The organism is Pseudomonas sp. LH21, from assembly GCF_036549575.1.
In the GTDB taxonomy this organism is placed as follows: domain Bacteria; phylum Pseudomonadota; class Gammaproteobacteria; order Pseudomonadales; family Pseudomonadaceae; genus Aquipseudomonas; species Aquipseudomonas peradeniyensis.
Map to the genome: position 1 here is coordinate 2,703,411 of NZ_CP144367.1, position 14,690 is coordinate 2,718,100.

The 14,690-nt window shown below is 65.2% G+C and carries 14 protein-coding genes; 4 read left to right on the forward strand and 10 right to left on the reverse strand.

The annotated features are described in order from the left end of the window. Positions 1 to 4 precede the first annotated feature (4 nt). The 5 genes from VUG52_RS12410 to VUG52_RS12430 all read right to left on the reverse strand — a co-directional run bounded on the left by VUG52_RS12410 (position 5) and on the right by VUG52_RS12430 (position 4,855). Entirely contained in the window at positions 5 to 1,486 is a 1,482-nt protein-coding gene (locus VUG52_RS12410; protein ID WP_262952635.1) for an aldehyde dehydrogenase, read from the reverse strand. After that, positions 1,483 to 2,316: an alpha/beta fold hydrolase gene (locus VUG52_RS12415; protein ID WP_050705992.1), complete on the reverse strand. Its 834-nt coding sequence runs from the start codon at positions 2,314 to 2,316 to the stop codon at positions 1,483 to 1,485. The genes VUG52_RS12410 and VUG52_RS12415 overlap by 4 nt, the downstream gene beginning before the upstream one ends. A gap of 69 nt (positions 2,317 to 2,385) precedes the next feature. Further along, the gene (locus VUG52_RS12420) at positions 2,386 to 2,982 is read right to left on the reverse strand and encodes an amino acid synthesis family protein (RefSeq protein WP_262952636.1); all 597 of its coding nucleotides are present in this window, start codon (positions 2,980 to 2,982) and stop codon (positions 2,386 to 2,388) included. Positions 2,983 to 3,237: 255 nt separating this feature from the next. Next, positions 3,238 to 4,278: an LLM class flavin-dependent oxidoreductase gene (locus VUG52_RS12425; RefSeq protein WP_331833039.1), complete on the reverse strand. Its 1,041-nt coding sequence runs from the start codon at positions 4,276 to 4,278 to the stop codon at positions 3,238 to 3,240. A 91-nt stretch (positions 4,279 to 4,369) separates the two neighbouring features. Continuing rightward, a complete protein-coding gene (locus VUG52_RS12430; RefSeq protein WP_186714394.1) occupies positions 4,370 to 4,855 on the reverse strand; it encodes a flavin reductase family protein in 486 nt (161 codons plus the stop codon). Positions 4,856 to 5,170: 315 nt separating this feature from the next. On the opposite strand from VUG52_RS12430, the gene VUG52_RS12435 reads away from it, so the two are divergent. Further along, positions 5,171 to 6,574: a purine-cytosine permease family protein gene (locus VUG52_RS12435; protein WP_331833040.1), complete on the forward strand. Its 1,404-nt coding sequence runs from the start codon at positions 5,171 to 5,173 to the stop codon at positions 6,572 to 6,574. 64 nt (positions 6,575 to 6,638) lie between these two features. Here the strand turns inward: VUG52_RS12435 and VUG52_RS12440 are convergent, their stop codons facing one another. The 3 genes from VUG52_RS12440 to VUG52_RS12450 form a co-directional block, all read right to left on the reverse strand. Then, positions 6,639 to 8,261: a methyl-accepting chemotaxis protein gene (locus tag VUG52_RS12440; RefSeq protein ID WP_050705987.1), complete on the reverse strand. Its 1,623-nt coding sequence runs from the start codon at positions 8,259 to 8,261 to the stop codon at positions 6,639 to 6,641. 189 nt (positions 8,262 to 8,450) lie between these two features. Next, on the reverse strand, positions 8,451 to 10,076 hold the full coding sequence (locus VUG52_RS12445; protein ID WP_050705986.1) for a methyl-accepting chemotaxis protein: 1,626 nt from the start codon (positions 10,074 to 10,076) through the stop codon (positions 8,451 to 8,453). A 218-nt stretch (positions 10,077 to 10,294) separates the two neighbouring features. Next, complete coding sequence (locus VUG52_RS12450) at positions 10,295 to 11,497, reverse strand: NAD(P)/FAD-dependent oxidoreductase (RefSeq protein WP_050705985.1); 1,203 nt, start codon at positions 11,495 to 11,497, stop codon at positions 10,295 to 10,297. Between the two features lie 271 nt (positions 11,498 to 11,768). Between VUG52_RS12450 and VUG52_RS12455 the strand changes: the two genes are divergently transcribed. The 3 genes from VUG52_RS12455 to VUG52_RS12465 all read left to right on the forward strand — a co-directional run bounded on the left by VUG52_RS12455 (position 11,769) and on the right by VUG52_RS12465 (position 13,829). Beyond that, positions 11,769 to 12,311 carry an RrF2 family transcriptional regulator gene (locus VUG52_RS12455; protein WP_050705984.1) on the forward strand — a complete coding sequence of 181 codons (543 nt, stop codon included), beginning with the start codon at positions 11,769 to 11,771 and terminating at the stop codon, positions 12,309 to 12,311. Positions 12,312 to 12,456: 145 nt separating this feature from the next. After that, entirely contained in the window at positions 12,457 to 13,362 is a 906-nt protein-coding gene (locus VUG52_RS12460) for a LysR family transcriptional regulator (protein ID WP_050705983.1), read from the forward strand. Between the two features lie 236 nt (positions 13,363 to 13,598). Beyond that, entirely contained in the window at positions 13,599 to 13,829 is a 231-nt protein-coding gene (locus VUG52_RS12465; RefSeq protein WP_050706029.1) for a DUF1652 domain-containing protein, read from the forward strand. Between the two features lie 4 nt (positions 13,830 to 13,833). Here VUG52_RS12465 and VUG52_RS12470 read toward each other — a convergent pair whose 3' ends face one another. Both VUG52_RS12470 and VUG52_RS12475 read right to left on the reverse strand, forming a co-directional pair. Then, positions 13,834 to 14,121, reverse strand: coding sequence for a hypothetical protein (locus VUG52_RS12470; RefSeq protein WP_050705982.1), 288 nt, complete (start codon positions 14,119 to 14,121; stop codon positions 13,834 to 13,836). Between the two features lie 196 nt (positions 14,122 to 14,317). Further along, positions 14,318 to 14,668 (reverse strand): response regulator, encoded by a 351-nt coding sequence (locus tag VUG52_RS12475; RefSeq protein ID WP_050705981.1) that lies wholly within the window; start codon positions 14,666 to 14,668, stop codon positions 14,318 to 14,320. Positions 14,669 to 14,690: the final 22 nt, after the last annotated feature.

Consider the following 14,690-nt stretch of genomic DNA (forward strand, 5'->3'; position numbering starts at 1 on the left):
TCTCCTAGCGCATCACAAAGGGGTCGGGCATGGGCGCGGTGGACAGGTTGATCCACACCGTCTTCAGTTCGGTATAGGCCAGCACCGAGTCGATGCCGCTCTCACGGCCGTAGCCGCTGTTCTTGAACCCGCCGATCGGGGCCATGGCCGACACCGCGCGGTAGGTGTTGACCCAGATGATTCCCGAGCGCACGTCGCGGGCCAGGCGATGGGCGCGGCCCAGGTCGCGGGTCCAGATGCCGGCGGCCAGGCCGAACTGCGAGTCGTTGGCCATGGCCAGGGCCTGTTCCTCGGTCTTGAAACGGATCACCGCGGCGACCGGGCCGAACACCTCTTCCTGCATGATGGTCATCGAGTGGCTGTCGCATTCGAACAGGGTCGGCTCGTAGAACCAACCGTCGCCCGCGACTTCTGCGCGCTTGCCGCCCATGCGCAGGGTGGCGCCTTCGGCCTTGGCGGCGGCCACCAGGCCTTCGATCACGGCCAGTTGCTGGGCGGTGGCGATCGGGCCCATCTCGCTGTCTTCATCCTGCGGGTTGCCGATGCGGATGCTTCTGGCACGCGTGATCAGGCGCTCGACGAACTCATCGAAGATCTCGTCCTGCACCAGCAGGCGCGAGCCGGCCACGCAGCTCTGCCCGGAGGCGGCATAGATGCCGGCCACCGCGCCGTTGACGGCGCTGTCCAGGTCGGCGTCGGCAAAGATGATGTTCGGCGACTTGCCGCCCAGCTCCAGCGACAGCTTGGCGAAGTTCTCGGCGCTGCTGCGCACCACATGGCGGGCGGTGGCGGCACCGCCGGTGAAGGCGATCTTGCGCACCAGCGGATGGCGGGTCAGCGCCGCGCCGGTGCTCGGGCCGAAGCCGGTGACCACGTTGACCACGCCGGCCGGGAAGCCGGCTTCGAGTGCCAGGCGGGCCAGCTCGAGGATGGTGGCCGAGGCATGTTCGGACGGCTTGAGCACGAGGGTGTTGCCGGCGGCCAAGGCTGGGGCGAGCTTGATCGCGGTGAGGTAGAGCGGGCTGTTCCAGGGGATGATCCCGGCCACCACGCCGATCGGCTCGTGCACGGTGTAGGCGAACAGGTCGGGCTTGTCCAGCGGCAGGGTGCCGCCTTCGAGCTTGTCGGCCAGGCCCGCGGTGTAATGGAAGAACTCCGGCAGGTAGCCGACCTGGCCGCGGGTCTCGCGAATCAGCTTGCCGTTGTCACGGCTTTCCAGCTGCGCCAGGTGTTCCTTGTTGTCGGCAATCAGGTCACCGAGGCGGCGCAGCAGCTTGCCCCGGGCGGTGGCGGTGAGGCTGCGCCAGGCCTTGCTGTCGAAGGCGCGCTGGGCGGCCTGCACGGCCAGCTCGACGTCGGCTTCATCGGCGTCGGGCAGTTGCGCCCAGGCCTTGGCGGTGGCCGGGTCGAGGCTGTCGAAGGTCTTGCCGCTCTGGGCATCGCGCCATTGGCCATCGATGCACATCTGGAAACGAACGAGGGTCATGCAACTATCCCCTTGGCGGATTCGGTGAGGGTGCGGGCCTGCCTGAGGAAGTCCAGCAGCATCTTGTTGACTTCGCGCGGTGCTTCCACCGGCATCATATGCCGTTGCTCGGCCAGCACCACGCAGTGGGCGCCGGGTATGCGCGCAGCGAGCTGGCGGGCCATGGTCGGGGTGGAGCCAGCGTCGAGCTCGCCGGTGGCGATCAGCGTCGGCACCTGGAGGCTGCCCAGGTCTTCGGCGCGGTACATGTCCTGGGTGGCGAACAGCGCGTAGGTGGTGTGGTAGCCCTGCGGGTCGTTGCTCGCCAGCACCTGGCGAATGGCCGCGACCTGGGCCGGGTTGGCGGCCTTGTACTCGCGGCTGAACCAGCGCTCCAGCGCCGCGTCGACATTGGCATCCGGGCCCTGGGCCAAGGCCTGGGCGGCGCGGGCGATGACCCCGGCGCTCTGCTCGGGGCTGCGGTTGAACACACTGTTGAGCACCACCAGCGCCGCCAGGCGTTGCGGGTGGTTGAGGGCGAACGCACGCGCCACCAGGCCGCCCATGCTGAAACCGATCACGCAGGCTTGCTGGACCTGCAGGTGGTCGAGCAGTTCGGCGAGCTGGTCGGCGTAACCTTCCAGCGCGGTGTCGGCGGCGGGCACGCGGCTGTGGCCGTGGCCGAGCATGTCGTAGGCGATGACGCGGTAGTCGTTGGCCAGGCCGACGAATTGCCCGCCCCACATTTCCTTGTTCAGGCCCACGCCGTGGATCAGTACCACGGGTTGGCCCTGGCCCTGGACCATGTAGCTGGTCCCGGCCGGTGTACGTTCAGCGACAGGCTGAATCATGGAGGGCGCTCCTTGAAGGACGGGCGCGGCGGGGAGTCGCCACGCCCAGGCCCGTCTTGGTCATTGTGGTTATCGAGCGTTGGCCTTTTCGGCGGCCAGTTCTTCCAGGTCGATGTAGCGGTTGCCGATGCGCGGATGCAGGCGGCCGCCGTCGGCGGCGCCAAGCACCACGACGATCTCGTCGGCGCGCGGGGCGTCCTCGATCTGCATCTCCAGGGTGATGTAGTGCGAGCGCAGGCCCTCGTCATCCTTCTGCATCATCGGGATCTGGATCGAGGTGCCCGGGCCGCCGCGCTTGTTGGTGAAGCTCAGGTAGCTCTTGGCCTGCACGGCTTCACGGTAGTGGTTGCCGAAGCGCAGGGTGTGGATCACCGCCGAGGCGTGCTCGATCTCGCCGTCGGCGCCGACCACGGCGGCCTTGCCATAGGCTTCGATCTTTTCCGCGCCGCCGATGGCGGCGGTCAGGCGCTCGACCATCAGTGCGCCGAGGTCGGAGCAGTTGGCGCGGATCTCGGGCTTGAGGTCCTCGACGAAACCGCGACCGGCCCACGGGTTCTTGATGACCACGGCCAGGCCGACCATGGTCACCGGTTTGTCGGTGGCCTTGCCGCCTTCGATGCGGGTCTCTTCGGAGTAGGCGACGATCTTGCGGATTTCGAAACTCATGACGGGCTCCTGGGTAGGGTGATCAGCTTTTGCTGTCTGATGGTATACCATAATATTTGATGTGCAATAGCCGTTTGAAAAAAACGCTGGATGGTGTGTCTGACCATGCCAGCCCTTTCGCGGGGCAAGCCCGCTCTCACGCCGTCGGTGGGAGCGGGCTTGCCCCGCGAAAGGCCCTGAAAAAAAGCCCGCCCCGATGGGCCAGGACGACCCACCGGAGCGGGCCGATCCCGCAATCATTCAGGTAAAGGGAACTCAGGCGAACGCCGGCAGCACGTCCTTGATGAACAGTTCCAGCGATTTCTTCTTTTCGCTGTGGGGCAGGCTGTTGTCGCACCAGAAGCTGAACTCATCGACCCCCAGTTCCTGGTAGTAGCGGATGCGCGCGATGATCTCCTCGGGGGTGCCGATCATGGTGTTCCTGCGGATGTTCTCCAGCTCGAACGCCGGCACCTCGGCGAACTTCGACGCCGGGCTCGGCGCGAGGAAGCCATTGACCGGGACGGTCTTGTTGCCGAACCAGGCATCGAAGGTGCGGTAGAAGCGCGAGATGGCCTGGGCGCCGACCTTCCAGCCGTCCGGCTCGGCCGGGCTGTGCACATGGGTGTGGCGCAGCACCATCAGTTGCGGGCGGGGCACGTCCGGGTTGTTGTCCAGGGCGGCCTGGAACTTGTTCTTCAGGTCCAGCACTTCTTCGTCGCCCTTCATCAGCGGGGTGACCATGACGTTGCAACCGTTGGCCACGGCGAAGTTGTGCGAGTCCGGGTCGCGGGCGGCAATCCACATCGGCGGTGCGGCGTTGAACGGCTTCGGCACGCTGGTGGAGGTGGGGAACTTGTAGACCTCGCCGTCGTGGGCGTAGTCGCCCTGCCATAACTTGCGCACCACCGGGACCATCTCGCGCAGAGCCTTGCCGCCGTCGGTGGCCGGCATGCCATTGGCCATGCGATCGAACTCGAACTGGTAGGCGCCGCGGGCCAGGCCCACCTCCATGCGACCGTTGCTGATCACGTCGAGCAGGGCGCATTCGCCGGCCACGCGGATCGGGTTCCAGAATGGCGCGATGAGGGTGCCGGCGCCCAGGCGGATCTTCTCGGTGCGGGCGGCCAGGTAGGCCAGCAGCGGCATCGGGCTGGGCGAGATGGTGTATTCCATGGCGTGGTGTTCGCCGATCCACACGGTGCTGAAACCGCCGTCTTCGGCCATCAGGGTCAGTTCGGTGAGGTCTTCGAACAGCTGGCGGTGGCTGACCTGCTCATCCCAACGTTCCATGTGCACGAACAGCGAAAATTTCATGGGGCTTTCCTCGGAGCTTGTTGTTGTCTTGTTGTCGCCTGCCGGGGCAGGTTTCAGTGTGGAAGTGGCCAATCGATCGACAGGCGTTCTCTCAGGCGAAAGCGGGCAGGCTGGCCATCTTGCCGCGGCAGTAGACCATCGGGCGGGGCGCCTCCTCGGGCACGATCAGGTTGTGTACCTTGCCGACCATGATCGCGTGGTCGCCGCCTTCGTATTCGCGCCACAGTTCGCACTCGATCACGGCGGTGGCCCCGGCCAGGATCGGGTTGCCCAGGGCGCTCAAGGTCCAGTCGATGCCAGCGGCCTTGTCCTTGCCTTTTTTCGCGAAGGCGTAGGCCTCGGCCTGCTGCCCGCCGGAGAGCAGGTGAATGGCGAAACGCTTGTTCTTCATCAGTACAGGGTAGGAGTCGGAGCTGTAGTTGGGGCAGAACAGCACCAGCGGCGGGTCCATCGACAAGGACGAAAAGGCGCTGGCGGTGAGGCCGACGATCGAACCGTCGTCGTCCAGCGTGGTGATGACGGTGACGCCGGACGGGAAGGAGCCCAGGACGTGCTTGTAGACGGTTGCGTCGATCATGGTGTGATCCTCGAGGGGCTGCGGTGGTCCGCGGTTTTTATCGTTGATGTGTCTGATGGTATACCGTAATACCTTCTTTGCAAGCGGAATTTTCCAGGCCACGCAGAACGCGATGAACGGCACAGTCCCCGGTTTCATTGGCGTGGCCGCTGAAAACAGTGCGCGAACAGAGGAGAGAGAGCGGATCAGCTGCGCCGAAAAAGCACGGTGCAGTGTTGTCAAAAGCTTGGAATACCATAATATGGTGCGCGGCTGAGAGGCCGCCTCGAGCGGTTTCCTTACAACGATAAAAACGACCTTTCGAGCTGAAATCCTATGTCCCAACCGTCGTCGCAACACGCGTTTGTCGAAAATCACACGGTCGATTACGTGCCACCCGCCGAGCGCCACGGGAAGGCGCGCGACCTGTTCACCCTCTGGTTCAGCACCAATATCGCGCCACTGCCCATCGTCACCGGCGCCATGGTGATCCAGGTGTTCCACCTGAACCTGTTGTGGGGGCTGGTCGCCATCGTGCTGGGGCACCTGGCCGGCGGCGTGGTGATCGCCCTGGCCTCGGCGCAGGGGCCGCAGCTGGGCATTCCGCAGATGGTGCAGAGCCGGGGCCAGTTCGGCCGTTACGGTGCGCTGCTGATCGTGTTCTTTACCGCCCTGATCTATGTCGGGTTCTTCATTTCCAATATCGTCCTGGCCGGCAAGACCATCCACGGCATTACCCCGAGCGTGCCGATGCCGGGCGCGATCGTGATCGGTGCGTTGGGCGCGACGGCGATCGGCGTGATCGGTTACCGCTTCATCCATATCCTCAACCGCATCGGCACCTGGGTGATGGGTTCGGCACTGCTGGCCGGTTTCATCATGATGTTCGTCCAGGACCTGCCGGCTGATTTCTTCGGCCGTGGCGCCTTCAACCTGTCGGGCTTCATCGCCACCGTGTCGCTGGGCACTATCTGGCAGATCAGCTTCTCGCCCTACACATCCGACTATTCGCGCTACCTGCCGCGTGAAGTGGGCATCGCCAGGCCGTTCTGGGCCACCTACTTCGGCGCTACCCTGGGCACCATCCTGTGCTTCAGCTTTGGTGCCGTGGCGGTGCTGTGCGTGCCCGAAGGGACCGATGCGATGGATGCGGTCAGGCAGGCCACCGGCTGGCTGGGCCCAATCCTGATGGTGCTGTTCCTGCTCAACATCATCAGCCACAACGCCCTCAACCTGTATGGCGCGGTGCTGTCGATCGTCACCGCGATCCAGACCTTCGCGGCGCAGTGGACCCCGAGCATCAAGGTGCGGGTGGTGTTGGCTACGGTGATCCTGGCGGGTTGCGGGCTGGTGGCGCTGAATGCCTCGGCGGACTTCATCGGCCAGTTCATCGGGCTGATCCTGGCGCTGCTGCTGGTGCTGGTGCCGTGGGCGTCGATCAACCTGGTCGACTTCTATGTGATCAAGAAGGGGCAGTACGACATTGCCTCGATCTTCCATGCCGACGGCGGGATCTATGGTCGCTTCAACCCCCACGCGATCATTGCCTACACCTGCGGCATCCTGGTGCAGTTGCCGTTTGCCAACACGTCGCTGTATGTCGGGCCTTACTCGAACATCGTCGAAGGGGCGGACCTGTCGTGGCTGTTCGGCCTTTTGGTGACGGTGCCCCTCTATTATTGCCTGGCGACGCGCAGCCAGCCGACGAAGGCGGGGCAGGTGCTCGGGGTGAGTGACTGACCTTCGCAGGCTGTTGTGCAGCCCACCGCCGGCAAGCCGACGATGGGGCGTACAGCGACCTCACTCAGACCTTGAACTGCGCCACCAGCCCATTGAGTTCCAGCGCCAGGTGCGACAGGTCCTGGGCCGAGGCACTGGTCTGGTTGGCCCCGGTCGTGGTCTGCATCGACAGGTCGCGGATGTTCATCAGGTTGCGGTCCACTTCCCGCGCCACCTGGGCCTGTTGTTCCGAAGCACTGGCGATCACCAGGTTGCGCTGGTTGATCGAGGCGATGGTCCGGGCGATCAGTTCCAAGGCCTGGCCCGCCGACTGCGCCACCTCCAGGGTGCCGCTGGCACGGCCCTGGCTGCTGTGCATGGCGCTGACCGCGCGCTCGGTGCCGACCTGGATGCCACCGATCATCTGTTCGATCTCGGCAGTGGACTGCTGGGTGCGATGGGCCAGCGCCCGCACCTCGTCGGCGACCACGGCGAAGCCGCGCCCGGCTTCACCGGCACGGGCGGCCTCGATGGCGGCGTTGAGGGCCAGCAGGTTGGTCTGCCCGGCGATCGAGCCGATCACATCCAGCACCCGGGTGATCTCATTGGCGCTGCTGGCCAGCTGTTCGATCTCTTCGGCGGTACCGGTGACGTCGTCGACCAGGTGCTGGATCGAGGCCAGCGCCTGGTTGACCTGGTCGCGGCCGTCGCGGGTGGTCTGGTCCGCGCCCTGGGAGGCCTCGGCGGTGCTCACGGCATTGCTCGCCACTTCCTCGACGGCGCTGGTCATCTGGTTGACGGCGGTGGCGGCCTGGTCGATCTCGGTGCTTTGTTGCTGCAGGCCGCGGCTGGTGTCCTCGGTGACGCTGTGCAGCTCTTCGGAGGCCGAGGCCAGGCGGTCGGAGGACGCGGCGATCTTGCCGATGGTGTCGCGCAGGCTCTGCTGCATGCGGCGCAGGGCGTGCAGCAGCAATGCCGGCTCGTCGTGGCCGACCACCGTGATTTCGCGGGTCAGGTCGCCGGTGGCGATGCGCTCGGCCACCATGACGGCGTCTGCCAGCGGGGTGACGATGCTGCGGGTAAACAGGGTGGCGATGGCGATCAGCACCAGGACGATCAGCACCAGCGCGGTGATGATCACCGCATACGCCTGGTCGCTGACCGTGTCGCTGCGGTGCGAGGCCGCTTCCGCGCCCTTGTAGTTGAAGGCCACCAGTGTTGCCATGGCGTCCATCATGCGGTCGGCGCGCTGGATCAGCGGGCCGTTGATCAGGCGCCTGGCTTCGGCCATGCGCCCGGCGCCGATGTTCGCCAGCACCTGTTGCTGCTGCTGGACGTATTGCTGGCGCGCCGCGAGGAAGGCATTGAACAGACTGCGGTCCTGGGCGTCGGAAATGGTCTTCTCGTAATCCTTGAGGTCCTGCTGGATCGCTTCCTCGATACTGTTGAGCAGATTGACGCTGGCGTTCTCGTCGGTATCTTCCTCCAGCGCCGCGCGCAGCGTGGCGGCGCGTTCCTGGGCGAGGGTGCCGCCAATCTCGTTGAGGGCGATCACGGCCGGCAGCCAGTTGCGGCGGATCTCGTTGGTGGCATCGTTCATCTGCCGGGTTTCGTACAAGGCCACCAGGCCCATGGCCAGGACCAGGCCGGCCAGCAGCGTGAACAGGCTGGTCGCCCGTTTGCCGATCTTCATGTTTCTCAACAGCATGGATGTTCCTTGACGTCAGAATGCAAACGTCAGGAGCATGATCCCGGGGGCTGCGGGGAGATAGTCGCCAGGTCGCACGTGTTGCGGCGGATTTTCCTATTTGCCGGTACCTGTCCCGGCGTAGGCGGGCTCCCAGCGGACGGCGTCATCCGCCGGGAGCCCGGTTGAGCGGCAGTGTAATGCGCTTGCTCAGACCTTGAACTGCGCCACCATCCCGTTCAGCTCCACCGCCAGGCGTGACAGGTCCTGGGCCGCCGCGCTGGTCTGGTTGGCGCCGGCCGAGGTCTGCATCGCCAGGTCGCGGATGTTCACCAGGTTGCGGTCCACCTCCCGGGCCACCTGGGCCTGCTGTTCGGAGGCGGTGGCGATTACCAGGTTGCGCTGGTTGATGGTGGCGATCGCCTCGGCGATCAGCTCCAGGGCCTGGCCGGCCGACTGCGCCACGGCCAGGGTGCCGTTGGCGCGACCCTGGCTGCTGTGCATGGCGCTGACCGCACGCTCGGTGCCGGACTGGATGCCACCGATCATCTGCTCGATCTCGGCGGTGGACTGTTGGGTGCGGTGGGCCAGGGCGCGTACCTCGTCAGCGACCACCGCGAATCCTCGGCCGGCCTCACCGGCGCGGGCGGCCTCGATGGCGGCGTTGAGGGCGAGCAGGTTGGTCTGCCCGGCGATCGAGCCGATCACGTCCAAGACCTGGCTGATCTCGTTGGCGTGGCTGGCCAGTTGCTCGATCTCCCCGGAGGTGCCGGTCACGTCATCGACCAGGTGCTGGATCGAGGCCAGTGCCTGGTTGACCTGGTCGCGACCGTCGCGGGTAGTGCGGTCGGCGCCCTGGGAGGCGTCGGCGGTGCTCACGGCATTGCTCGCCACCTCTTCGACGGCGGCGGTCATCTGGTTGACCGCCGTGGCGGCCTGGTCGATCTCGGCGCTCTGCTGGTGCAGGCCGCGGCTGGTGTCCTCGGTGACGGTGTGCAGCTCCTCGGAGGCCGAGGCCAGCTGGTCGGAAGACGCGGCAATCCTGCGCAGGGTGTCGCGCAGGCTATGCTGCATGCGGCTCAGCGCGGCCAACAGCAAGGCCGGTTCGTCGTGGCCGAGCACGACGATCTCGCGGGTCAGGTCGCCGGTGGCGACCCGCTCGGCCACGGCAACGGCGTCGGCCAGGGGCACGACGATACTGCGGGTGAGCAGGGTGGCGATGCCGATCAACGCCAGGGTGATCACGGCAATGGCGCCGATGATCAGGCTGAAGGCTTCGTCGGATGCCGCGCTGCTGCGCAATGAGGCTTGCTCGGCGCCCTTGGTGTTGTAGTCGATCAGTTCGGCCAGGGCCTTCATCATGCTGTCGGCGTACTCGGCCAGCGGGCCGTTGACCAGGCGCCGGGCCTCATCCAGCTGGTCGTTGCCGGCGGCGACGCGGATGGCTTGCTGCAATGCGTGATAGCGTTCGCTCAGGCCCATGAAGGTGTCGAACAGGGCGCGGTCATCCGCGGCGAAGATGGTGCGCTCGTAGGCCTTGAGGTCGCGTTCGAGCTGCTGGTTCACCTGGACGATCTTGTCCAGCGTGGAATGGCGGGCGCTGCTGCTGTCCTCCAGGACACTGCGCAGGGTCAGGGCGCGGGCCCGGCCCAGGTTGCTGCTGACCTCGCCCAGGGCGAGCACGGCGGGCATCCAGGTGAGACGGATTTCGTCGGTGGCGCTGTCCATCCGCCGGGTTTCGTAGAGGGCGACCAGGCCCAGGGCCAGGACCAGGACCCCGAGCAGGGTGAACATTCCTGCTGCCCGAATACCGATCTTCATGTTCCGTAACTGCATGCGACGCTCCTTGACGGTGGCTGGCAGGCGTCAAGAGCTCGGACTGACCGGGCTCGGCTGGAAAGGCTCTCGATGCACTGCGAAGGGGGGTTATATCCTCACGGTTCATGTTGTTTTTTCTGAATGATGCCATAGCGCCACTATTATTGACCAGTCGTTCAATGTAATGACGCATACAAACAGGCCCGTCACTTCCGGGACGGGCCTGTTGTTTTCGTTCACTCGACGATCGGAATCAGCGGGTCGGCTGCTGCCAGGGCTTGGGCGCGGTCGGCGGCTGGCGGGTAGATCCAGACCGAGTTGATCTGGCGCTTGAGGTTCTTGCCGTCCTGGCCCTGCAGCTTCAGTTCGCGGGTCCAGCCTTCGCTGTACGCGGCGCCCCAGTCGCCCAGGTCCAGGCAGGTGACGTACTTGGGCTGGCGGTACGCTATCGGTGCCTGGCCCAGCAGGTCGGCCATGGCGTTGTTGCCGCTGTGGCGACCCATGGGGATGGCGTGCTGGCAGGTCATCAGGGCGTGGTTGCCCAGTTCGTCGACTGCGGCCCAGGCCACGTCGCCGGTGGCGTAGATGTGCGCCTGGCCGATCACCTTGAGGTGGTCGTCGACCCGCAGGCGACCGAAGCCGTCACGCTCGCCAGCGATCTGCGCGGTCAACGGGCTGGCTTTGACGCCGGCGGTCCAGATCACGGTCTTGCTGGCGATGTACTCGCCGTTGTCCAGGGTCACGCCACCGGCATCCACCGCCACCACCGAGGTGCCGGTCAGCCATTCGACGCCCGCCTGCTCGCTGGCGGCGACGATGGCCGGGGTGATCCCGGCGCCGAGGGCGGCACCGACGCTGGCGCCACGGTCGATCAGCACCACGCGGGCATGGCCTTCACCGAGGATGGCGCGCAGGCGCGGTGGCATCTCGGTGGCGGTCTCGATGCCAGTGAAGCCGCCGCCGCAGACCACCACGGTGTTGCGCGCCGGCGAGGCGGGCAGGCTGGCCAGGCCGTGCAGGTGCTGTTCCAGGCGCACGGCCGATTCCATCTGGTCGACATCGAAGCTGTGCTCGGCCAGGCCCGGCACGGCAGGACGGGCCACCTGGCTGCCGGCGGCGAGGATCAGGCGGTCGTAGGCGAGCTGCTGCGGCAGGCCATCGGCATCGCGGTAGCCGACCTGGCGGGCAGCACTGTCGATGCTGTCGGCGGTGCCAGGGATGAACTCCACGCCCACCACGTCGAACAGGGCCTCCAGCGGTGCCTGCAGCGTGTGGACGTCGGCCTCGTAGAAGCGTGGGCGGATGCGCAGTTGCGGCTGCGGGGCCAGCACGCTGATGCGCACGTCGCCGCGTTGTGCCTGGTCGAGCAGGCGGGCGGCGCTCAGGGCGCTCCAGACACCGGCAAAGCCGGCACCGATGATCAGGATACGAGAGGTCATGTGGGTGCTCCGCAAGGATAGGTAAAAGGTCTTCGATGAGGCGTTCACTGCCTATCGAATAACTACGACTGTATTGGTCGTAGTTTAGATCGACAAGTGTTTTTTTTCGGGTCGTGCGTTCGCAAGCGCTGGTGCATCGGCTGTAGCCAGCGTGTTTATTGGCTTATGCGGGGGTGTTGATGTGCTTGTGCGGCGACGGACGGCGACGACCGGCTTTGCCTGTCACCGATGAAGGGCGTACTATTTGCGACAGATCTAGTCGGAGATTGATATGTCCCTTTACAGCGCCGGTGTCGAATACGGCATCCACTGCCTGCTGTTCCTGGTGGACGAGCGCGGCGACAGCCGCGAGTCCAGCGTGCGCGACCTGGCCGAGTTGCAGGGCGTGCCCCAGGAATACCTGGCCAAGGTCTTCACCAAGCTGGCCCGCGCCGGGCTGGTGGCGGCGACCGAGGGCGTGCGTGGCGGGTTCCGCCTGGCGCGGCCTTCCGACGAGATCACCGTGCTGGATATCGTCACGGCCATCGATGGTCCGAAGAAGCTCTTCGACTGCCGGGAGATCCGCGAGCGTTGCGCGGTGTTCGAGGGCGCGGCGCCGGCCTGGGCCACCGAAGGCACCTGCGCGATCCATGCGGTGATGCTGGGGGCGCAGAAGCGCATGGAGGAGGCGCTGGCCCAGCAGACCATCCTCGACCTGGCGCGGCGCTTCGGGCGCAAGGCGCCGACCGAGTTCGGGCAGAAGGTCAATGACTGGATGAGCGAGCGCCGCGACGGCAAGGGCGCGGGCGGGGATATTCCGCTGCAGGCCGTCTGACCAATCGGCCCGGGCTGGCGGTGCAACGGAAAATTGTGCTCAGGCCCCAGGTAAATCCTTGCCTGGGTGATCGGCCCACAGGGGCCAAGCCGAGGTAAGCTGACAGAAAAAATCCGTGCGCCCCCCCGGCGCCAGAGAGGTCAGCGTGGCTTCCTACACCTTGCGCCAACTCAAGTACTTCGTCACCACGGTGGAGGCCGGCAGCGTCGCCGAGGCCTCGCGCCAGCTGTATATCGCCCAGCCGTCGATCTCCACCGCGATCAAGAGCCTGGAAGAAAGCTTCGGCGTGCAGCTGTTCATCCGCCATCACGCCCAGGGCGTGTCGCTGACGCCCAGCGGCAAGCGCTTCTACGCCAAGACCCGGGCCCTGCTGCAGATGGCCCATGAGTTCGAGCAGAACGCCCTGGCCGACAACGACACGGTGGCGGGGCAGATCGACATCGGCTGTTTCGAGACCGTGGCGCCTTTGTACCTGCCGCGGCTGATCGCCGGTTTTCGCCAGCGTTACCCGGGGGTGGACATCCGTCTGCGCGACGGCGAACAGCAGGACCTGATCCAGGGCCTGACGGCGGGCACCTTCGACCTGGCGTTCCTCTACGACCATGACCTGGACGGCACCATCGAGACCGAGCCGCTGATGCCGGCGCAGAAACCCTATGTGCTGCTGCCGGAAAACCACCGTTTCGCCGGGCAAACCCAGGTGTCGCTGCGCGACCTGTGCCCGGAGCCGATGATCCTGCTCGACGTGGCGCCGAGCCGCACCTATTTCGTCAGCCTGTTCAACGAGCTGGGGCTGACGCCGAACATCGTCTTCAGTTCGCCGTCGATCGAAATGGTTCGGGGCATGGTGGGGCAGGGCTTCGGTTTCTCGCTGCTGGTGACCCGACCGCACTCCGAATTTACCTACGACGGGCAGCGTTTGGTGACCCTAGACATCACCGAACCGGTGGCGCTGTCGGGCTTGGCGGCGGCGCACCTCAAGCGCGTACAGCTGACCAAGCCGGCGCAATTGTTCGTGGAGTTCTGTCGGGAGGAACTGGGGCGGTTATAAGCATCGACCACCTGTCGCCAAGTCGGCGTTGACGACCGAACGTTGCCCTGTCGGTGCTTTCTTCCACTAAGGTGCTAGAGGCACTTTGACGCTTTCATTGTCTGGGCGAATGGACCTGCTCCCAGGCATGGCCAATATCAATTGGCGGCTCTCCAGTGGAGGGCGTACCACACCCAACAGGCCATCCAATAACAAAGAGGATCTGTACCATGTTGATTGGCGTTTCGATGCTTGAGATGCGGCAAATGATCGAACAGGCCTGCCTGCCTGATCGCTGCGAGGTGAGCTGTACGGACGACGAACACCTGACCATTCGTCTCGGACAGGGGCAGAGCCTGGACGATTGCCTGACCGTGACCGGCGTGCCTGTGGCCAGTCTCAATTCCTGCCATGATTTATTGGGATTGGTCGCTCGCGTGAAAGCACAGCGTGACGTTCAGCCAGGTGTGCGCAAGGCTATCGCCTAGCCTTTCATTGCAGCTCAAGCAGCAGGTTGATTCCGCCATCGCCGCATTTGACGTAGTCGCGGACCACTCCGCGGTAGCTACGCCCCTCCCAGGCGAAGGCGACACTGTGGGCCTTTTCCATCTTCACCGGCAAAGGTGGTTGGATATGCAGGCGCAACGCTGGGCGGCCTTGCAGATTGACGGCGGCCAACTGAACCTGGCATTCGGCGCGCTGGGCCACCGGTCCGAACAGGGTATCGCGGACGAAGTCCAGTTCCAGCAAGGCGCAGGGGGCGCGACAGGGCATCTTCATGGTGGCTTTCCGGCGAAAGAGGCATACCTCGAACGTTGGAAGCTTAAAAGCGCAAGACGTTCAAAATATTTCAGCCTGTTACGCCTGCCTCTTCTCAGGTCGCTTTCTGGCAAAAGACATAATTGGGACTGCGTGCATTCAGATGCCCCCTGCTGTGCTCGCAACGTTCCATTTGTAGCGCGCCGTGGGCGGTCCGCTATGGCGCGCCGAGAATCTCCAGTACTTTATCGCGCAGTTGATCGATGCTGAACGGCTTGCCAATCAGGTGCATGCCTTCGGGCACGGTGAAACTCTCGGCATAGCCGCTGGCGAACAGCACCGGCAGCAATGGCCGGACTTCGCGGGCCTTGGCGGCCAGTTCCTCGCCGCGCAGGTCGGGCAGGCCGACGTCGGTCATCAAAAGCGCCAGCGGCTGGTCGGGATCCTCGATGATCTTCAGGGCCGCGCCGGCACTGTCGGCCTCAATGGTGGTGTAGCCCAGTTCGCCGAGCACTTCGACTATCAGCATGCGTACGATGTCGTCGTCTTCGACTACCAGAAGGTGCATGGTGCGGATCCTGTTTCGGTGG